The sequence below is a fragment of the Methanofollis sp. W23 genome, from assembly GCF_017875325.1.
Classification (GTDB): Archaea; Halobacteriota; Methanomicrobia; order Methanomicrobiales; family Methanofollaceae; genus Methanofollis.
In genome coordinates this window covers 75,954-95,700 of record NZ_JAGGMN010000001.1, presented here as the reverse complement: position 1 = coordinate 95,700, position 19,747 = coordinate 75,954, and the positions used below count along the sequence as shown (strand labels likewise).

15 protein-coding genes are annotated in these 19,747 nt (G+C 59.3%); 5 read left to right on the top strand and 10 right to left on the bottom strand.

Features of this window, described 5'->3' with window-relative positions; genetic code table 11:
• The first annotated feature begins 1,618 nt into the window (after positions 1-1,618).
• Positions 1,619-2,098 (top strand): hypothetical protein, encoded by a 480-nt coding sequence (locus tag J2129_RS00385; RefSeq protein WP_209628565.1) that lies wholly within the window; start codon positions 1,619-1,621, stop codon positions 2,096-2,098.
• A gap of 419 nt (positions 2,099-2,517) precedes the next feature.
• Here J2129_RS00385 and J2129_RS00380 read toward each other — a convergent pair whose 3' ends face one another.
• On the bottom strand, positions 2,518-3,003 hold the full coding sequence (locus J2129_RS00380; protein WP_209628563.1) for a hypothetical protein: 486 nt from the start codon (positions 3,001-3,003) through the stop codon (positions 2,518-2,520).
• Positions 3,004-3,022: 19 nt separating this feature from the next.
• Positions 3,023-3,361, bottom strand: coding sequence for a hypothetical protein (locus J2129_RS00375; RefSeq protein ID WP_245320516.1), 339 nt, complete (start codon positions 3,359-3,361; stop codon positions 3,023-3,025).
• Between the two features lie 66 nt (positions 3,362-3,427).
• On the opposite strand from J2129_RS00375, the gene J2129_RS00370 reads away from it, so the two are divergent.
• Positions 3,428-4,162, top strand: coding sequence for a metallophosphoesterase (locus J2129_RS00370; RefSeq protein WP_209628559.1), 735 nt, complete (start codon positions 3,428-3,430; stop codon positions 4,160-4,162).
• On the opposite strand, the gene J2129_RS00365 is transcribed toward J2129_RS00370, so the two are convergent.
• From J2129_RS00365 to J2129_RS00355, 3 genes are all read right to left on the bottom strand, one after another.
• Positions 4,134-5,357, bottom strand: a complete 1,224-nt coding sequence (locus J2129_RS00365; protein WP_209628557.1) for a hypothetical protein — start codon at positions 5,355-5,357, stop codon at positions 4,134-4,136. The two genes, J2129_RS00370 and J2129_RS00365, sit on opposite strands and share 29 nt — an antisense overlap.
• Positions 5,358-5,791: 434 nt before the next feature.
• Complete coding sequence (locus tag J2129_RS00360) at positions 5,792-6,112, bottom strand: hypothetical protein (RefSeq protein WP_209628555.1); 321 nt, start codon at positions 6,110-6,112, stop codon at positions 5,792-5,794.
• A gap of 393 nt (positions 6,113-6,505) precedes the next feature.
• Positions 6,506-7,678 (bottom strand): redox-regulated ATPase YchF, encoded by a 1,173-nt coding sequence (locus J2129_RS00355; RefSeq protein ID WP_209628553.1) that lies wholly within the window; start codon positions 7,676-7,678, stop codon positions 6,506-6,508.
• 42 nt (positions 7,679-7,720) lie between these two features.
• Here J2129_RS00355 and J2129_RS00350 point away from each other — a divergent pair, with 42 nt between their 5' ends.
• Both J2129_RS00350 and J2129_RS00345 read left to right on the top strand, forming a co-directional pair.
• Complete coding sequence (locus tag J2129_RS00350; RefSeq protein WP_209628550.1) at positions 7,721-8,311, top strand: pyruvate kinase alpha/beta domain-containing protein; 591 nt, start codon at positions 7,721-7,723, stop codon at positions 8,309-8,311.
• 7 nt (positions 8,312-8,318) lie between these two features.
• Positions 8,319-9,176, top strand: coding sequence for a hypothetical protein (locus tag J2129_RS00345; RefSeq protein WP_209628548.1), 858 nt, complete (start codon positions 8,319-8,321; stop codon positions 9,174-9,176).
• 448 nt (positions 9,177-9,624) lie between these two features.
• Here the strand turns inward: J2129_RS00345 and J2129_RS00340 are convergent, their stop codons facing one another.
• On the bottom strand, positions 9,625-10,833 hold the full coding sequence (locus J2129_RS00340) for a DUF92 domain-containing protein (RefSeq protein WP_245320515.1): 1,209 nt from the start codon (positions 10,831-10,833) through the stop codon (positions 9,625-9,627).
• Positions 10,834-11,714: 881 nt separating this feature from the next.
• On the opposite strand from J2129_RS00340, the gene J2129_RS00335 reads away from it, so the two are divergent.
• Positions 11,715-14,306, top strand: a complete 2,592-nt coding sequence (locus tag J2129_RS00335) for a valine--tRNA ligase (RefSeq protein ID WP_209628546.1) — start codon at positions 11,715-11,717, stop codon at positions 14,304-14,306.
• A 484-nt stretch (positions 14,307-14,790) separates the two neighbouring features.
• On the opposite strand, the gene J2129_RS12955 is transcribed toward J2129_RS00335, so the two are convergent.
• The 4 genes from J2129_RS12955 to J2129_RS00315 all read right to left on the bottom strand — a co-directional run bounded on the left by J2129_RS12955 (position 14,791) and on the right by J2129_RS00315 (position 19,113).
• Complete coding sequence (locus tag J2129_RS12955) at positions 14,791-15,021, bottom strand: type II toxin-antitoxin system HicA family toxin (RefSeq protein WP_209628544.1); 231 nt, start codon at positions 15,019-15,021, stop codon at positions 14,791-14,793.
• On the bottom strand, positions 15,008-15,220 hold the full coding sequence (locus J2129_RS00325) for a type II toxin-antitoxin system HicB family antitoxin (RefSeq protein WP_209628542.1): 213 nt from the start codon (positions 15,218-15,220) through the stop codon (positions 15,008-15,010). The genes J2129_RS12955 and J2129_RS00325 overlap by 14 nt, the downstream gene beginning before the upstream one ends.
• Before the next feature lie 683 nt (positions 15,221-15,903).
• Positions 15,904-16,782, bottom strand: a complete 879-nt coding sequence (locus tag J2129_RS00320) for a hypothetical protein (protein WP_209628540.1) — start codon at positions 16,780-16,782, stop codon at positions 15,904-15,906.
• An 852-nt stretch (positions 16,783-17,634) separates the two neighbouring features.
• Positions 17,635-19,113 carry a flippase gene (locus J2129_RS00315; RefSeq protein ID WP_209628538.1) on the bottom strand — a complete coding sequence of 493 codons (1,479 nt, stop codon included), beginning with the start codon at positions 19,111-19,113 and terminating at the stop codon, positions 17,635-17,637.
• Positions 19,114-19,747: the final 634 nt, after the last annotated feature.

Below are 19,747 nucleotides of genomic sequence, written 5' to 3'. Positions count from 1 at the left end.
AAATTTTGAATGCATAGTTTATGCTGGGGGGCTCGCCGCCCCCCAGTCCCCCCGCCACACGATTGGGAGAATGACAGTAGCCCCTTCTCATGAAAATTGAAGCAGACGGCACGCACTCGATCCAGAACAGATGATCCTCGTCTGATCCATTGCTCTGCCATCCCTGATCAATCGCCCCTGCGGGGGTCCGGGGGGCGGAGTCTCCCCGTGGAGGAGAGCGTTTCGAATTTCAGAAAGGATGCATTTCAGGTCGAGGAGATATTTCCCCCATGAGAGTTGTGGGATATGTTCCATGAAAATAATCCTGGCGATCGACCTGGGAGGTTTGTATGATGGTTCCAGTGCTCGGCTCTGTAGAATCGATCATGAACCCAGGCTTCAAGCATACGCGATGAAAATTTCTTTGAGCGGCGTTTCGAGATGGAGAGGGATCCTTTTCCTCATGACAGGACATCTGGAAGATCTGGGTTCATCGCCGCCTCTCGACCATCTTCGTCGTGGGGGGTGGGGGTTCCCCCGGCGCGAGACGAGGATGAAGGTTCTGCGGTGAGAGCGGCACACCAGATCATCACGCCGCCCCAGATCCCGATGCCGGGAGCGGGTGCCGCCCGGACCCCCTGGCATGAAGATGGGGTCAGGAAGGCAGAGCGCCGATCACAATGAGGGAGGGTCCATCCTATTTGTGTAGGATTGATTCAACGGGATATGGGGAGTTCAAATGATCATCATGCAAACCGAAAGAGATGATCTTCAGATCACTTTCATAGTAAATCCTCTTGATGTCTCTCTCTGCCGGCGGGCGTGCCAGCCCACGAACCCCCCACGGATGAAGAGTGGCGGGGGATCGCAGCCCGTCTTCTTGATCATTACTCTGCCTTCCTGCTCCCATCGCCATCCCTGGGGTCCGGGGGCAGCGCCCCCAGCCAATGGTGTGGGAAGGCATGAACACATGGGGGCTCACCGAAAAGCGGAGGAACACCCCACCACATCCATTGCTATCTTCTGCGAAGGGGAAGGCGGGAGAGTGTTGGGATGACCTCCATGAAAATTATCCCGAAAACTGTTACTCCGGTTCTGTAGAAATAATCTTGATAAATCTCTGACGGGGGCGAGTGCCGCCCCCCCGGACCCCTGCCACACGATAGGTTCAGGACGGCGGTGCCCTCTTCATGGTCATCGATTCTGCCTTCCCGACCCCGTCTTCATCCTGCGGATGTGGGGAGACGTGATGATCATCAGACATGCCGCCCGCATCACAGAACTGTCATCGGTATCTCGACGAGGAGAGACGGGAGTTGGCTATCAATCGGTGCACGACCCAGAAGATCCACGATTCTTTTGAACCTGGGGATCATGCCCAATTCTATAGAGTCGAAATTCTTGCCCATGGCTTTTTTCCGGAGAACAAACGTCCAGAATCATATCACACACGATATATACAGGAAAATTGATCGCATAATCAAGAAAGACCTGCACATTCTCAAACACACTGGAGTGGGAGATGACAGACCTAGACGAAGTGAATATATCCGCCACAGCCCTCATATACACCTCCTTCCTTTTCTTCTATCCCTGGGTCTTCTCCGTCCTCATGGTGGTTACACCTCTCCCTCCCACTATGCTTGAAGTGGTCCTGCCGCTCCTCCTCGGGAGCATCTCTCTTGTCGGAGCAGCACTCCTGCTCAGTGGCTCTGGAGGCCGACGATGGTACTTCGGTCTCCCTCTCCTTCTTGTGATCGGGGTGATCGTCGCCACCACCTTCCTCTCGGTCCCCCTGGGGTTCAGTCGTCTCATCGGGGGTTCTGGTCTCATCCCGTCTCTCTGGACTGTCGCATTCCTTCTCCTCCCCCCCTGCTCCGTCCTGTTTCTTTTCTCTCTCCCGGAAAGGACAGCAGCGGTCAGGGCCGCCATGGGGGTCACGGGAGTGGTGAGTCTCTTTGCTCTCCTGACCCTCCTCCTGGTCGGGCCGTTCATGCTCGCAAGCGACTCCATCATCCCGCTCATCGGCTTTTTATGGTTGTATGGTGTCATCGGCCTCCCGGTCATCGGGATTCTCTTCATCATCCTTGCACTCAGGGCAGGGAAGGGGATCTCGTGACCTCCTCCACCCTGACACCTGAACAGATCTGGCCGATACGGCCCTGGTTTTGGGTTCTGCCCCCGGGATCCGGGGTCAGAACGGGCATATTTTTTATCTCGGTAGCGTGCAGGTATTTCATGAAATCCAGTGAGAAGCGAGGGCCCTTCCCGCCCCAGGATGGCCGAAAAAAGCACAGATGATACCCAAAACCAGAACTCCCAGAACGCGGAAATATGGGCGTGGTGTCTGCCTGGAATTCAGCGCGATCTTTTTGAGGGGACATATAAAGATACTGTTCAGGCCCTGAAAAATCCAGATGACGGCTTTTCTGTGGCAGGGAGAGCGTGCAGAACCCGGTGAAGGCATTCCAGCCCCAACATTACCTTAACGCGTCCGCTCCCGCGCAAAACCCCAGATCACCGCTCCGGACTAAGATCTCATAGACGCAGCTGTTTCTTGTACGAGGAGAGGACCTGGAGGGGAAGGCCACGGTGTTCGTCGAGCGCCTGCTCGTCGTCAGGGGAGGCGACCGCACCCACGGCGTACAGGAGGAGGAGGGCGTTGTCCAGGGTGAACGTGGCCTCGTCCTCGATCTCGCCAGGCGGGAGAGTTATTGCAAGGTACTGCCGCGCTCCTTCAGAGAAGGGGGGGAGCCCGGTCGAGACCAGGACCGAGGCCTTGAGGTCACGTGCCCGCTGCCGCAGGACCTGCAGGGCGGTCTTCAATGCCCCTGCGCCAGGCACCGTTTCTCCTTCCAGGCGGGTGAGGGCCGCCTCTGCCTTTGCAACCACATTCCCGTAGAGCCCAAACTTGAACCCAAGGAGGGCGGAAGCGACGGTATGCGCCGTCTCATCATCCAGGCCCATGAACGCCGACCTGACCCGCTCGATATATGCGTCAAGATAGGAATCTGCACGTCCCATATCCTCTACCTCTCTGCGCTCATTCAAATCTTTTCTCAAGCCTCACCGCAAGGATAGTGATCGTCGCCGCATAGGCCACCTGCATGATCGGCCCCCCCGAGAAGTCGCCGGTGAGAAAGATGAGCACCGCGTACAGGGGGGCCAGGAGGGAGACGAGATCTTTTCTCTTCTTCTGATACGCCGCATACCCGAGGACAAAGGAGGCGATGATACACCCCCATTTGCCGGCCGCCCAGTACGGGTGGTAGACATTCATGACCGATTCCCCTGCGACGAGAAGCGCCACCACCGAGACGAGCAACCCTCCGAACGCCACCGCCGGGACGACCGCCCACAATCTCCTGCGTATATCCTGCAACTCCATGTTCTTCAATAGAGAGAGATGGGGGCGCACATTTATTGGAGGTTGTGGTGAGATCATGGTGTGGCGACGCTCATCTTCTCCGACGTCCATGCCGACGCCCCTGCACTCTTGAAAATGATTGCTCTCGTAAAAGATCCGGCATTCCAGTCATATTTCGGGGAAGTCGAGGGAGCCGTCAACCTCGGCGACCTCCTCGGCCGGGGATATGCCCCGATGGACACCCTCAGGGGGGTGCGAGACCTCAGACAGGAGATGCCGGTCGTCTCGATCCTCGGCAACCATGACCATGCCTTCCTCCACGACATTCCGGTGAGCGGGAGCGATGTCGCGAGTCTTGCCGCCCACCGCGCCCTTGAGGGGTCCCCTCTCCTGGAGGAGGTCAGGGACCTTCCTGAGGAGTGGGTGCTTGACGCCACTCTCTTTGTGCATGGCGGCCCGATCCGTCCTGGCAACGCCCTCACCGACCGCCCCTTCTGGCAGCGTCTCTCCCACCGGCCAGGCCCTTCCTTTTCCGGGTACCACTACACCCCTGAGATGGCCTTTGCCGAACTCGAACGCCGAGGACTCTCCCATCTCTGTTGCGGGCACCAGCACGTCCCGCTCTGCTGCCAGAGACACAAGGAAGAGGTCGTGCCCCGCCCCCTGACATTCACGCCCATGCCTGCCTTCCCGCTCAGGGGCGCATTGGTCGAACTGGACGCCCCCACCATCCTCAGGGTGGGGGCCTGCCGCGGGGCGCATCCAGAGTTTGCGGTGACTGATTTTGTCAGGTTCTGGTTTCTGCAGGTATGGTGAACCCCTCGCCCTCCAGGGTCACCTCGACACCTGCGACCGGCACAAGGGTGTCCCTGAGCCGGCGCGCCCGCTCGGGGATATGCTCGGTCTCTGACGCGACCTGTTCCTCTGCCTCTTTTCTGGCGGTCTGGTCGGCGGCCACCCCGGCCTTGAGAGCCTCGCACTCATTTTCAAGGTCTTCAGCCTCATGAAGGGCCGTGTATGCACGCGCCTGTGCCTCTGCCTCTTCCGCCTCTTTCTTCATCCTCTCAAGATGGGCGAAGGCGTCGGTGAACGCCTTCTCAATCTTTCCATCCTCTGAGAAGAGGCCCCGGTCTTCCTTGCTCTTGATGGCCAGGTCTTCGCTCTCGAACTGGTCTCTGACCGCCCTGACCGCAGGGGGGAGGGCGGCGACGACCCTCTCGGCCCCTGCACTCACGGGATCGTCGAGGAGAGCGATGCATGCATTCAGCATCTTTGCCTCCTCTTTTCGGTCTGCCCTGGTCGAGACCCGTGCGGCCTTCCTGATGACCCGTGCGGCCTGGGCCCCAAGGCTCTGCACTGCACGCTCGGCCTCGTCTCTCCTCTCGATGCGTTCTTTTGCCGCGTCCCTGGACCTGAGAGCATCCTGGTAGGGCTGTCCCTCTCTGAGGCCCTGGAGCGCCGCGGTCTTCTCCTGCAAGTTCTGCTCGGCCGCCGCGATCCTCTTTTCCAGGTCGGCCGCATGCTCGCCGGCTTCCGTGATCCCGGTCTTTGCCGCCTTGAGGGCGTCGAGAGCGGCGCGTGCAGTATCGATCTGCTTCTGGGCGTCCCGCGCCTCTTTTACCACGACCGTAAGGTCGTTGACGGCATTGCCGATGAGACTGATGACATGCCTGAACTCCTTCATCTCTTCAGGGAAGGCCCCGGCCAGGTAGCGCCCCTGGCCGCGCTGGACCTTGAGGATCCCGGTGATCAGGTCGGCGGCGGCGGCATAGAACCCGTCCGGATCTTCTGGCAGGGGCTTTGCGATCTGCTGATCCATTGCTGTGAGAAAAGAGGGGAGCGAACGTTCGGTGACGGTCTTCAACCGCGACGGAATATCTTCCCGTCCCTCCGCGTCCTTCAATGTGTTGAGGGTTCCTTCGAGTTCCTGGAGCGACTCGACAACCGTCACCCTGGTCTCGCCGGTTTTGGCCACCAGTTGCTCTTCCAGTTCCCTTTCATGTGCCTCCAACCACTCTTCCACCCCGTCGACGTGAAGGGCGAGGATTTCTTCCTCATTCTTCCCGAAAAGACCCCTGAGAAACCTGAACATCACCGATCTATCGGTGGCGGGGTATATAGGGTTTGAGGGGATCGGTGCTTCATTCGTCCAGGTACACCAGAGTCTCACGCGTGGAGGCGAGAGCACGCCATGGATAGACCACATGGATATCCCCCGCGGTAGTCATGATGATTTTTCGTAGAGGTCATCCCAATATTCTCCAGACCTCCCCCACCCAGAAGAGAGCAGGAGATATGGTGAGGAAATCCTCCGCTTTTCGGTGTGCCCCCGGACCCCCGGGATGGCGATGGGAGCGGGAAGGCAGAGCGATGATCGTGACGACGGGGTGCGACCCCCCGCCACTCTTCATCCGCGGGGGGTCCTGGGGGTGCAACCCCATACCCTCAGAACGAGTCGATCGAGATCCCCTCAAACGTCTCGGCGATCTCCCTGACGTCCTTGACCCCGAAGGCTGTCTGGACCGGGACCATCTCGAGTTCACCCGCGCACGAGCACATATAATCTAAAATATCAATGGAGAGCTCGCGGTGCTGGCGGCTCTTACGGAGCTGGTCGGTGAGGTGCGCCACTGTCTCGGGGGGTTCCATCCTGAGTTTTGCAAGGGAAAGGACGCACATGAAGATCCTGGTGAGGTTCCGGTCAGGTCCGGTGATCGTCTCAAAAAAGTTCTTGAGCACCTGCGCCTGGTAGACCTCGCCACCCATGGGTGAAGATCCTCCTCTGAGAGTGAAAAAGATAGCGGTTTGATACGAGTGTCAGATCGAGAACGAAAAATCGTCGCCCCGATGCAATTGAACGAGATCGGCCCTGTAGAAACCCTCACCTATTGTGTGGAGAGAACGTGTGCCGCCCTCCTCGACCTCCTGTGTGGCCGGGAGTTCGGGGGGCGGCCTTCTCGCGCCGGGGGCGCGGCGTCCCCGGACCCCCCATGACGAGGATATGCGGGGGCGGTCTCACAGCGCGTCCAGCGCTGAAGGGGAAGTACAGGCCCACACACTCTGGAGAAGCGCGATGGATCATGTTCAATCGCGTATGCGTGAGCCGGGGGTTCATGCTCGATCCTACAGCGCCCGGACGAGGTGCCACCAAGGCCCCGCTCACTTCTTGGTGCTTACGATCTTGATGATGTCGCCGTGTTTCAGTTCAGTGCTCTCCTTGATCCGCATATCGGTCCTTGCATCGACGGCGTACAGGAACCCCTCGCCGATATCGGTGTGGACCTGATAGGCGAGATCCCTGGGGGTGGAGCCCTTCGGCATCAGGAAGGCGTCAGGGAGGACGCGGCCCTGTTTGTCGGTGAAATGGCGCTCGTCTTCGACCGGGTAGACGATGATCTGGTCGAGGAGTTCGAAGACCGCACGGTCGATCGCCTGCTGGACCCCGGTCCCCCCGTGCTCTGCCATCAGAGCGGCGAGGTGCTCGAGCCCGGCACGCTGCTGGGCAGAGAGGTTGGCGTCTTCATTGATCGTAAACGAGGGGTCGCCAGGGATATAGTGGATGAACCCCCCTTCTGCGGCCATTCGCAGGGCAAGTTCGGCGGCGGCGCTGCTGACGATCCCCCCCTTCTCGGTGAGGTCGGCAAGAAGGGCCCTGTCCGCGGTGTCCATCTTGTTGGCGACAAAGAGGACGGGCTTGTTCTTTGCAAGCAGCAGTTCACAGAAGGGGACGAGGTCCTCGACCTCTGAGCGCTGCAGGTCGATCCCGAGTTCGCTCTCCGCGTGCAGCGAGTCCTCATAGGTGATCCCGAGGCCTGCGAGCACGTCGGCCACACCGTCGTGGATATTGTAATTCTTCGACTGAGCTTGGCGACGGATGCGAGGCCAGTGCTTTGCAAGGATGCCATGGACCCACATCGTCATCTCGACGCCCAGGAACTCGATATCCTCCCTGGGGTCATGGCTCCCCGGGTCGACCGGGTTGCCTTCCTCGTCGGTAGCGCCGCTCGCGTCCACCACATGGAGGATCGCGTCGGCCTGCCTGAGGTTGTCGAGGAACTGGTTGCCAAGCCCCCGCCCCTTGTGGGCGTCGGGCACCAGGCCCGCCACGTCGATGAAAGCGACCGGGACAAAGCGCACGCCGTCCTGACACTGGGTGCAGCCTTCGATGCCGAGTTCTTTGCACGGGCATGTCGTCCGCACATAGGCGACGCCGTGGTTGGCATCGATGGTGGTGAACGGATAATTGGCGATCTCAACCTGCGCCATGGTCGCGGCCTTGAAGAATGTCGATTTGCCGCAGTTCGGTTTTCCTGCCAGTGCAAGCGTAATCATAACAATTCACTTTTACCTTTGTACTCTTATTAATCTGGTACCATGGGCTATATTACACGGAAGACGTATTATTTCGACGAACCCGGTGAGGCAAACACCGGGGACGCCGCCAGGTTCGCGGTCGAGCGCGCAGAAGACGCGGGGATCAGGACGGTCGTCGTGGCCTCCTCCACCGGGAAGACCGCCCTCGCCTTCCTGAAGGCGATGGAAGGGACCGACCTCCATCTCGTGGTCGTCACCCACGTCGTCGGGTTCTCCAAACCTGGGGTCTGGGACTTTGATCCCGGGGCGGCCGCGTGTCTGCGAGCAGCAGGGGCCGAGATCGTCACCGGCACCCATGCCCTCTCTGGCCTGGAGCGGGCGATCTCCAGGTCGCCGAAACTCGGCGGGTCCTCAAGGACCGAGGCGATCGCCGAGGCACTCAGGCGGACCGTCGCCGTCGGGCTGAAGGTGGCCGTCGAGTGTTCGCTCATCGCCGCCGACCAGGGCGCGGTCAGGGTGGACGAGGAGGTCGTCGCCGTCGGCGGGACCGCTACTGGTGCCGACACCGTCTGTGTCATCAGGCCGTCGCACACGGCCTCGTACTTCGACCTCCAGGTGCGCGAGATCGTCGCCATGCCACGGAACCGGTGACCAGGAAATGGTAGTTGCATCCCTCCGTGACGCCGCCGCCCTGCTCAAAACATACCCGGCATTCTGGGCGGCGGGCCTCGTCGCCGGCGCGGCCCTCGGCATCGACCTCTACCTTGAGTTCACCGGGGAGGTCTTCTTTGCGAGCAAGATCCTGCTGCTCGGCCTGCTCCTCGTCCCCTTCTTTGCGGCCGGGGCCTATGGGGGCGCCCAGCGCGAGGACCGGAGTATGGGCGTTTTCCTTGAAGAAGGGAAGAAAGGCTACTTCAGGATCCTCCTGCCGGCAATCGTCCTCCTGCTTGCCACCGTAGTAACGCTCATTCTCCTTGCGATCCCGATCACCCTGATCCTGGGAGAGAGCGCCATCGCCGCGGCCGGATCGGCCGTCTTTGGCGTCATCCTCTCCTTCGCCTTCTTCGCCTACTTCTACGACGTAGCAGCGGTGACCGAAGGACTCGGGGTCTTTGCCTCCCTCCAGCGGAGCGCTGCCGTGGTGCTCACCAGACTCTGGCAGGTGCTCCTCTTCTATGTCACCACTCTCGCCGTCCTCTTTGTCCTGGGCTTTGGGGTGCTCACCGCGTGGAGCATGCTCATGTACGAGAAACTCGCGCCTCTCATCGAGGGCGGGGAGACGTTTGTCTTCGACGCCGCAAACGCCACTGCCGCCCAGGCGCAGTTCACTGCTCTCCTCGGACCAGATGGGGCCATGATCACCGCGATCACCTATGCGGCGATCGTCGTCCTCTTCGTCCCCTTCGCCCTCGCCTTCAAGACCGCCTTCTATGCCAGGCAGGGTGATGAGATCGAGGGCGCTGAAGCCCCGATGCAGGGCGAGTACGACGAGAAGGGGCGGTGGTATAAGTATTAATTGGGCACTGTAGAACCCCTCACATCTCATGGGGGGGGGAGGGTCACCCTCCTTCCTATAGTCTTGCGCCTGGGGGGTGCACCCCCTGGAACCCTCCACGACGAGGAGAGGGGGGGGCGGCAAAGAGGACACGATCCCTCCACCGATTTTTCAGTCCTGAAAAAAAGATCAAATGACGATATATTTTCATCACGTATTCCTGGGGCGTGCGTTCGCTTCATAAGTGATTCTAAAAAACCGGAAAAATAACGCGGGGTTTTACACAGCACCCCTACCTGTTTCTATCAGGCTCATTCTATGGCCTGATCCGTCTCCTCCCATTTTCACGCCGATCAAGATGCCCATGACGAGAGTACTGTTGTCCTTGCCATTATCGTGCGGGGGAGGGCAGGAGGGTACAATCCCCCCGTAAAGGTTCAGGAGGATCTCTACAGAGCAAAAAAAACCCTTATAGCACGAGCACCAGCACCGCCGCACAGAGCCCGCCGCCCAGGGTGGCGATGAAATTGGTGCCCGCGTTCCCAAAGACCCCGCGGTTCTCCAGGGTCGCCCCGACCAGGCTGTCCAGGTTGGTGCCGACAAACCCTGCAAGCGTCCCGACGAGCGCGATCCAGGGGTCGGCCACCCCGAGCGCCCAGGCAGTGAGGGAGACGACCGCCGCCGCACCCAGGCCCGTCGCCTCACCAAGGAAGGTCACCCCGCCGTTTGTGCCCGGGGGCACCGGCCTGAGAGTGGTGATGAGGCGCGGCGTCCCGCCCATCACCCCGACCTCTGAGGCCACCGTATCGGCCGCGGCCGAGGCCACGCTCCCAAGGAAGAGGGCGACACAGGCCGGGTGCCCGGTGATCCCGTACAGCACCGCCCCGACTGTGGCGACAAGCCCGTTGGCAAAGACGTTCAGGTAGCCCCGCACCCCGCCATGGGACTGAGCGACCCCGAGGTCTATCTTCTCCCTGTACTTGAACTTCGTCGTCGCGGACCCCAGGATGAAAAAGACCAGCATGACAAAGAACCAGCGGACATCGGCAAAGACAATGAGGAGAAGCCCGATGATCGCCCCTGAGAAGAGGCCTGAGAGGTCGGCGGCCTTGAAATGGTATGAAAGATAGCCAAAGGCCAGGGCGATGACCAGTGCCAGCATGAGCGACCAGGGATCGACCGAGTAGCCGATCTCAAAGAAGAGCTGCTGGGCCATGGCCACGCCAAGGGCCTCGATCATCAGGGCGTCTTCGCGGCCGACAAGGGCGGCCCTCAAGAATACTGCGACGAGCGCCCCGATCATGACGATAAGCGGGGAGAAGATCCCGATATAGGCCATCGCAAGGACCGCTCCCGCGCTCCCTGTGACGATGTAGGCAAGATATGACCTGGGCGTCGCCCCGGTCACCCTGAAGGCGAACTCACCGAGGACGACGATCGCGAGGGTCGAGGCAAAGACCGCCAGCGAAAGAAGTCCGAGGCCGTACAGCAGGGCCGTGACGATGATCGAGACCGAGACATAGCGCGTCCCCTTGATGAGGAGGAGGACGCCGGAGAAGAGGATCACCAGCAGGGAGAGGAGCCATGCAGGCTGGACCAGGGGAGCGATAAGGATCCCAAAGATCGCAAGGACAGCAGCCAGCGCGGGTCCGATCTCCTGAGTCATCCAGATGATCATTGGGGGTCCACCAAAATGAACTTTGTAGTCGGGAGAGGGGCGGCCACCCCTGATCTCGTGGCGCCCCCTTCCTGGAAACACCCCCGCGCCTACTCTAGGGAGTTTCACACTACATGAGATGATACCCTCCCCTGGTCCCTCTCTCTGAAGAGAGAGGGAAAGGATGGTGGAGAGGTTCTCACCTCTCTGTCGCGCACCCATCAATCAACCCATCGCCTTCTCTCATCCCGCACCGGAGGCTCTCTCGAAAATTGAAGATTCAGCTTTGTAAAAGCTTTGTAAAATTCCTCAAGGTGGCTCTCTCTGCGGGGGGCTTGGCCGCCCCTCGAACCCCCCGCGTCAAGATTGGACGAGGAATCGCAACCCCCTCTTCATGGTCGTCCATGCTGTCGTCCCATCCCCATCTTCATCCGGTGGGACCGGCGGCAGAGCACCCGGTGCGTATGATAGGGGAAGGGGGGAGAATCACGTTCGTCTACAAAACCGAAAATTTTCTCAAGATCCCTTCAGTCGCATTCCCAGGGCTCCAGGGATGACGATTGAGGTGGGAACGCACATTTGATGATCCAGAAGAGGGTGTGCCCATCCTCCTCCCTATCTTCTGTGGGAGTATTTAGGGGCGACACACCCCGCGGGAGAGCGCACGCGTGATCCCGGCGCGGGGTCATGCCCTGGAGAGTTTCAGGACAACTTCCCCATCTCATTACGAGAATATCTACCCAGAAAATATTCATCGCCGCAAATAGATCCTGATGGTCCGTATGATGCAAAACACGCAGATATTAGGGCTCTACTCTGGAGAGAATATCCAGAGCGGCGACTCCACGCCCTGCCCCCCCATCCCTACGAGTTAAAAACTTGAAAATACAATAGGAAAGAAGATGTCATCCTCGCATACGATCCCCAAAAATTACGACTTTCGGGAAGTGGAGGAGCGGTGGCAGCGCACGTGGCGCGACGAGGACAATTACTTTGACCCCGACTCAAAAAAGCCGAGGTTCATCATCGATACCCCGCCACCCTACCCCACCGGCAACTTCCATATCGGAAACGCCCTGAACTGGTGTTATATCGACTTCATCGCCCGCTACAAGCGGATGTGCGGCTACAACGTCATGTTCCCACAGGGCTGGGACTGCCACGGCCTCCCCACCGAGGTCAAGGTCGAGGAGATCCATGGCATCACCAAGAACGATGTCCCGCGTGAGGAGTTCAGGCGGCTCTGCCGGGAACTCACCCACGAGAACATCGCAAAGATGCGGACCACCCTGCGGCGGTGCGGGTTCTCGACCGACTGGAGCCACGAGTACATCACGATGCTCCCTGAGTACTTCGGGAAGACGCAGCTCTCGTTCCTGCGGATGCTCGAAAAAGACTACATCTACCAGAGCGAGCACCCGGTGAACTTCTGCACCCGCTGCGAGACGGCGATCGCCTTTGCCGAGGTCAACCACGAGGCCAGGGAGACGAAACTCAACTACTTCGACTTCGATGGCCTGGAGATCGCGACCACCAGACCCGAACTTCTTGCGGCCTGCGTGGCCGTCGCCGTCCATCCAGATGACGAGCGTTATACCGACCTCGTCGGCAAGACCCTGACCGTACCTCTCTTCGGCCATGAGGTCGCTGTGATCAAGGACGAGGACGTCGACCCCTCCTTCGGGTCAGGCGCCGTGATGATCTGTACCTTTGGCGACAAGCAGGACGTCCACTGGTGGAAGAAATATGGTCTCCCCCTCAGAAAGGCGATCGATCGGAAGGGCAGGATGACCGCGCTCTGCGACAAATATGAGGGGATGACGGCGGAGGAGTGCCGCACGGCGATCCTCGGCGACATGGAGGAGGCCGGGGTCCTCAAGAGGCAGGAGACGATCGAGCAGCGGGTCGGGACCTGCTGGCGGTGCAAGACCCCGATCGAGATCCTCTCTGAGAGGCAGTGGTTTGTGCGGATCAAGCCCGAGAAGATCCTGGAGGCCGCAAGGGAAGTTCACTGGTATCCTGAGCACATGCTGATGCGCCTCGAGAACTGGGTCGAGCAGATGGAGTGGGACTGGTGCATCTCGCGCCAGCGGATCTTCGCCACCCCGATCCCGGTCTGGTTCTGCGCGCAGTGCGGCGAGATGGTCCTGCCTGACGAGGCCGACCTGCCGGTCGACCCGACGGTGGACCGCCCCCGCCATCCCTGTCCGAAGTGCGGGTCAGAGGAGTTTGTGGGCGAGGACGATGTCCTGGACACCTGGATGGACTCCTCGATCTCGGTGCTCAACCTCACCGGATGGGACGGGAGCGGGACGCCGGCGATCTTCCCGGCGCAGCTGCGCCCCCAGGGACATGACATCATCAGGACCTGGGCCTTCTACACCATCCTCCGCTCGGTGGCCCTCACCGGCCAGCGGCCATGGGACGGGATCCTGGTCAACGGGATGGTGCTGGGCGAGGACGGCTACAAGATGTCCAAGAGCCGCAACAATATCATCCCGCCTGAGACCGTGCTCGACAAGTACGGCGCCGACGCCTTCAGGCAGTGGGGGGCGATGGGCTCTGCCACCGGGCAGGACATCATGTTCAACTGGAAGGACGTCGTCGCGGCGTCCAGGTTCCAGACCAAGATGTGGAATATCATCCGGTTTGTGCTGACCCAGATCGAGCGCGAGCCGGTGGACGAGGCGCCCGAGGTGACCGAACTCCTGGACCGCTGGCTCCTGGTGAAACTCTCACAGACGGCGGCCGAGGTCACGAACGCCTTTGAGACCTATCAGTTCGACCAGGGGCTCAAGGCGATCAGGGACTTCACGAAAAATATCCTTGCCGACGACTATATCGAACTGGTGAAGGGGCGGCTGTACTCCGACGCCCCAGAGCGGGCGAGCGCCTGCCGCGCCCTGACCATCACGGTCGACGCTCTCTGCCGGATGATCGCCCCTTATACCCCGCACTTCGCCGAGGAGTGCTGGTCCCAGTTCATGGAGGGCTCGGTGCTGAAACAGCCGTGGGTGGAGTTCGCGGTCGAGGACCCTGAGGCCGAGCGGGTCGGCGCCCACGTCGTCGCCCTCACCGCAGAACTCCGGCGGTACAAGCACGACGCCGGGCTTGCCCTGAACGCCCCCTTCGGGAAGGTGAACATCTATGCGCCTGAACGGATCGACGACTCAGGCGATGTAGCCCGTGCCCTGAATGCCACGGTCGCCTGGAAGACCGGCGAGCCGAAACTCGAGAAGTCGGTGGCCGGCGTCGCCTTCAACATGGCAGTGGTCGGCCCGACGCTGCGCAAGCAGGCGAAGGCCTTCATGCAGGCGGTCGAGGCCCTGCCGCCCGAGGACATCGTCACCCCGCCGGCGACGGTGAGCATCGACGGCGAAGAGGTCGCGGTGCCGGAGGACGCTTTCACCCCGAAGTTCGCCTTCTCGGTGGAGGGCGAAGAGGTCGAGGTCCTCGACTTCGACGAGGTGACGGTCACGCTGCGGCGTGACTGAGTTCTCACTTTTTTTTGGTGCTGTTGATTTCTGACGGGCGTGGCTCTGGAGAATTACTCTTCTGGAGAGGGAACCGGCGGCGACCGCACGCGGCCCCCCCTGCCTGATAAGTAGAGGTAGGGACGAACTTCGTCACGATTTCTCTTCTGCCTTCCCGGCCCTATCTTCGTCCCGGGGGTCAGGGGGCAGCGCCCCCGGCACAAGGGTGGAGGAAGGCACCCCGATTAGAAGGCCGCCCCCAAGCGTCGAATCTTCACCGTCGTCTCGCGCCGGGGGGTTGCACCCCCGGATCCCCACGACGAGAATAGGTGGTGGCGGCGATGGAACACGATCCCCATCGGTTCTTCAGTCTCGAAAAGAGCGATCAAGCGACGAGATATTTTCATCCCATATGCTTGAGATGTGCTTTCCCTTCATGTCGAATTCTACAGAACCAGAATATCTTCGATTAACTCCTCGGAAATAGGACGCCAGAGAGGAGCATTTACAGGTACTGCGCAAAATCGTCCGGGTCGATCTTCGCCAGTTTCAGGACGCCGCGAAGAGTGCCGGTCTTCAACTCTCTGTGCAATGGGACGACAGTCCCCACTTTTCCTGCTGGTGTCTCTTTTGAGAGACGTACATGGCTTCCTGATCGTCCGCTGACGGTGAAACCGTACTCTTTTGAAAGGATTTTTATCACCGTCTCACCAGAGACCGGTTTACGCCCCGGCACTCCCGGTCACCTCAAATGTCGTGATGATGGGCTTTCTTCCCTCTTCAAGTGGGAATTCAGCAAGATACAACTCCGTGGCTTCCCTGAGGTTTGCGACCGCCTCTTCCACCGTCTCTCCCTGACTGACGGTGCCCACTTCCGGGCATTCCGCAACGTACATATCCTCTTCCCTGTAGAGCACGGCTGTGAATGTCTTCATGATCTCGCCACCAGGGGATCATCACCCTCCAGGGAGATAATACTGATCGAGTGTGCACAGGAACTGTGGCGCTGCGGTGCGGTGCTGCCTGAGTGCCAGATTCAGTGCTGTACCAGGGACCGCAGAGAACCTTCTCGTGGCCCATCGGCAGGTGTGGGAGATCTCAACGACCGGGCAGAGATCCCATGACCGAGATCCAGTACCTGGTCAAGGGGTGCCCACGGCGAAAGGTGCTCATTTTTCAACTGTGTAGAGGTCTTCGCGTTATATCCGCTGCAGTTCAATCACCACCCATGATGCGAGATCCGGAATAGGCTCTCCAGGTGGGGGGAAGGCGGATGCAAAAGCCCTGGACTATATTTTTCGATGGAAAAACCCAGCGCAAAGATAGGGGAAAGAGATGAACCTATTCACTCGATTGACGAATGAATGGCTTTGTAGAATCAGGCATGAATCCCCGGTTCACGCATACGGCATGAACATGATCGTTGGTCTCCAGGATTTGTGGACCTGCGCTCCTCCTTTCGCGCAGGACACCACAGGGGGGACACCACTCACCTGCCGCCCCCACCTCTCCTCACCGTGGGGGTGTCCGGGGGCAGCGCCCCTGGCACGTTTGGTGTGGGGAAGATGGATAAGTCACTCTCATACCAGGAATGGGTGAGAATTTCTACGGAGCCGAATTAATGCCTCCATCGCCGCATCCACGAGATCACCAGACCCATACCGATGCTATAGAGAGCTAAACCCCCTCCAAAGCCCGGCGCTGTCGTGGTCGGATGCGGAGTGAGGTCTTTCTTTTCCGCCGGGATAAGGACATACTCCATCCTCGGCCCGTTAAGAACCGCAATCTCCCAGTATATGTCGCCATCATAGACCGTAAGCAGCACGCTCTCGACCAGGGCATCTTCAGGCTGACGACCGAGAGCCTGTTCAATCGCCTCCGACCTGTTGACCGCAAGGTGGTCTTCAGAGAGATACCTGCCTGAAACGATATTCCCGTCCTCAAGGTCAACGATATATTCCGAAAACGTCCCCTCCTCATCGATGAAGTACACTCTGGACCGTGACATTCCGATCGGCTCTTCCTTATAGCGTTCTGGGGAGTGATCTTCGATATAGGTCTGGACGTCCTCATCCTCTTCGAGCACTGGGTACTTCAGATAAAGTGCCTTGAATGGATCGGGATCAGGGGTCGGGATGGGCAGTGGCTCGTCGCGGTCTATGATTTTGACAAACACAATCGAAGGTTCCTGATCATGTCCCAAAGCAGTCTGGTTGTTGAGATAGAAGAGTTTCTTTTCGCTCGCATTGACCGGGACGATACACACATACCGGTGTGTCCGATTCCCCCCCTGTTCCCACCATTCGATATCACCGTGTTCTTCGATGAATGTCCTGATGGTCTCGTTCTTCTGGGCGTTGGGATGAATGCCGTACAGGATCAAGGTCTGGTTTCCTTGACCTAGAAGAGGTGTCTGCACTGCGGCAGATACCGGAACGATAATGAAGAATTCTGCAACCAGAAGCCCGATGATCAGAAGGGCGGTGAATTTTGACATAAAAAATGTTTAATTATACCTCGGAACCTCTCCGGGGTGAGTCTGTGTTCTGAAATCTGCGTAACTTAGGATGCCGTCACCTGTAGGATCTTCCGGGTCGTCTGTATTCCATGAATCATCGGCATCGTCAATGCAACAGCCCTCCACCACAATTCAATTCCATTCTTGAGGGCAATAAATATATCTAATTTTATATTTTTTAAAAAAAAGCACATTCTTAAAATACCCTTGGCTCGATCAATCCTGGGGGTCAGGACACTTTCTGGCCATTGCTCTGCCTCACACGGTTTAATCGCCACTCTTCGGGGTTTGGGGGGCGTTTCCGGTGCGAACGACGGAAGAAAGACAGACCGATCAGACGTACCGCCCACAGAAAGGATAAAGGGCTCTGTAGAAATCCTCCTGATGAATCTCTCGGGGGGGCGTGCCGCCCCCCGGTCCCCCACGACACGATAGGCCGAGGATGGCAGCATTCTCTTTATGGTCATCTATTCTGCCTTCCCGACCCTATCGTGGTCCCGGAGGTCCAGGGGGGCAGAGTCCCCGGCCAAAGAGGTGGGAAGGGGGGGAACACACATCTCACCCACACAAGAGGTGAGGGTTTCTACAGAGCCAGATAAAGAATGATTCTTTGCTCTCTCATGCCGGGGGAGACCCCCCGGACCCCCCTATGATGAGGATAGGGGCGGCACAACCTCTTGAACGACACCATGCTTCAGAAACTCCCTCCACTCGCCTCTCAGGATCAGAGTAGTTTTGGGATGACCTCCAAAAGACTATCAAAATGTTGCAGAGATCTTATCGTCCCAAGAGTCCCCCCTCAAAAAAAATATCCAGCCTTAGAAACCACTCTCACAACCACCGCGGCCAGGGCACCCCGAGTTGGACGACGAGGTCGCGGAGTTCGTCGTGGATCCCGCGGTCGGTTTTCAGGAGCACCAGCCCATAGACGGTCCCGCCGAGGACGACGGCGGCAAGGACAAGGAAAACGTTCGAGAGGGGGATGAGGGCGCAGTAGGCGAGGACGACGAGGGCCATCGCTCCTGCGGCGAGGAGGATGTGGAGGGTAGGGCCGCGCTCAATGGACACCGCGATCTGTTTTGAGAGATAGTGGCGGGCGATTGCGGCATTGACGAGCATCGTCACGAGCGTGGCGATCGCCGCCCCCTCGATCCCGAGGGTGGGGATGAGGGCGAGGTCGAGGACGATGTTCACGACCGCCGCCGTCCCGGTGGCATGGAAAGACTCCCTTGGGCGGTCGAGGGCGTTGAGGGCCATCGTCTGGAGGTACATGAAGACGTTGACCACCTGCACCAGGAGGAGGATGCCAAGCACCGCCGCCCCTTCGGCAAACCCTGCACCGTAGAAGAAGTAGAGGAGGCGTTCACCAAGGATCCACCCCCCGACCGCCACCGGGACCGCGAGGAGGAGCGCATAGGTAAAGGCGCGGGAGAGGGCATTGACGATCCAGCCGAGGTGCCTGTCGGCATGCCAGCGGCTGATCTTTGGATACAGGGTCGTGCGGAGGGCAGTGGTGGTGAAGGCCGCAGCCGTGGTGAACTGAAAGGCGATCTGGTAGACCCCGACGTCGGCGTCGGTCATGAAGTAACCGATAAGGACCGTATCGACGTGTGAGAAGACGATCACGCCGCTTGACGCAAGAAAGATCCAGAAGGAGAAGGTGCTGAGGTTTCGCAGGTGGCGCCAGGTGAACCATGCCGGTCTGAGAGTGAGGAACTTGAAGTTGAAGATCCCCCCGGCAAAAAGACCAGCGACGAACCCGCCGACAAGCCCGGCGGCACCATACCCCAGGAAGACGGCGACAACCTGGAGAAGAATCTTTACAAGATTGTTCAGGAGCCCTCCGCTCTGGTTCACGCCGACCTTCCCTTCGCCATAGACCCCGTTTCCCGTGACCCCGGAAAACACCCCGATGACCAGCGCAAGCACCAGCCAGAACAACATCCCTTCGCCCTGGAGGTCGTCGATAAACGGCCTGAGGGCGAGGAGTGCAGTCACGGAGGCCGCAAGGAGGAACACCCTGAGCACGAGAAAGGCCGTGAAATATTCGTTGCGTTCACTCCCCTCTGAGATCCGCTTGACCGCCGCCCCGCCAAACCCGCCGTCGCCGATGAGATTGAAGATCCCGTAGTACGCAAGGAAGAGCGCATACGCACCATAGGTCGCCTTCCCGAGCACATGGGTGAAGTACATCGTGGCGACAAACCCGGCCATGGTGAGGCTGATCGTAGAAGCAAGACTGATCAGGCTCTGCCGACGGACCGGGTCGATGCCCATGAAGTGGGAGAGGGAGCGAGATGGGGAGAGCACAGGTTGATCTTATGAGGAATATCTCAATAATCATTTGGCCCTGGGGTACTCGGGGCCCGGTCTCTTCACAGCCGTGACCAGGGGATATCGGGTGGGTAGGATCAGGCATGAACCCCTGGTTCAGACATAGGGGATGAACATGATCGTGGGGCTCGGAGTCGTGCACTGATCAATGCGCTTCTTCAAGAGCAGGACACCACGGGGGGACCACCACTCATCTGCCGCCCCACCCCTATACTCATCGTGGGGGGTCCGGGGGGTGCAACCCCCCGGCACGAGACGTCAGTGAAGATCCTGCGATTGGGGGCGGCCGATCAGATCGACGTGCCTTCCCGCACCACCGCACCGGGACGGTGATAGGGACGGGAAAGCAGAGGCTTGATCATTCAGGAGAGGCATCTGCAATTTATGTATGCATCAGTCATGAAGAGATCTGGTGAATTCAACCTATTATGGATATCAGGAGAGATGATCTTCGCGATCATTTCCATGATAAATCCCCTGGATGGTCTTTTTTGGCGGCAGGCGTGCCGCTTGAAGATAGGTCGTGGACGGCAATCCCCCTTCACTATGACCCTGCAGACTCACCCCTGGGGAAGAGAACCAGGACCTATTATCACTCCTCTCCATGAGT

What these genes read in the sequence shown, in the direction of transcription:
- J2129_RS00320 (WP_209628540.1), bottom strand. Translation starts at nt 16,782, where the DNA reads ATGTCAAAATTCACCGCCCTTCTGATCATCGGGCTTCTGGTTGCAGAA.
- J2129_RS00325 (WP_209628542.1), bottom strand. Translation starts at nt 15,220, where the DNA reads ATGAAGACATTCACAGCCGTGCTCTACAGGGAAGAGGATATGTACGTT.
- J2129_RS00380 (WP_209628563.1), bottom strand. Translation starts at nt 3,003, where the DNA reads ATGGGACGTGCAGATTCCTATCTTGACGCATATATCGAGCGGGTCAGG.
- J2129_RS00350 (WP_209628550.1), top strand. Translation starts at nt 7,721, where the DNA reads ATGGGCTATATTACACGGAAGACGTATTATTTCGACGAACCCGGTGAG.
- J2129_RS00345 (WP_209628548.1), top strand. Translation starts at nt 8,319, where the DNA reads ATGGTAGTTGCATCCCTCCGTGACGCCGCCGCCCTGCTCAAAACATAC.
- J2129_RS00335 (WP_209628546.1), top strand. Translation starts at nt 11,715, where the DNA reads ATGTCATCCTCGCATACGATCCCCAAAAATTACGACTTTCGGGAAGTG.
- J2129_RS00340 (WP_245320515.1), bottom strand. Translation starts at nt 10,833, where the DNA reads ATGATCATCTGGATGACTCAGGAGATCGGACCCGCGCTGGCTGCTGTC.
- J2129_RS00360 (WP_209628555.1), bottom strand. Translation starts at nt 6,112, where the DNA reads ATGGGTGGCGAGGTCTACCAGGCGCAGGTGCTCAAGAACTTTTTTGAG.
- J2129_RS00355 (WP_209628553.1), bottom strand. Translation starts at nt 7,678, where the DNA reads ATGATTACGCTTGCACTGGCAGGAAAACCGAACTGCGGCAAATCGACA.
- J2129_RS00385 (WP_209628565.1), top strand. Translation starts at nt 1,619, where the DNA reads ATGCTTGAAGTGGTCCTGCCGCTCCTCCTCGGGAGCATCTCTCTTGTC.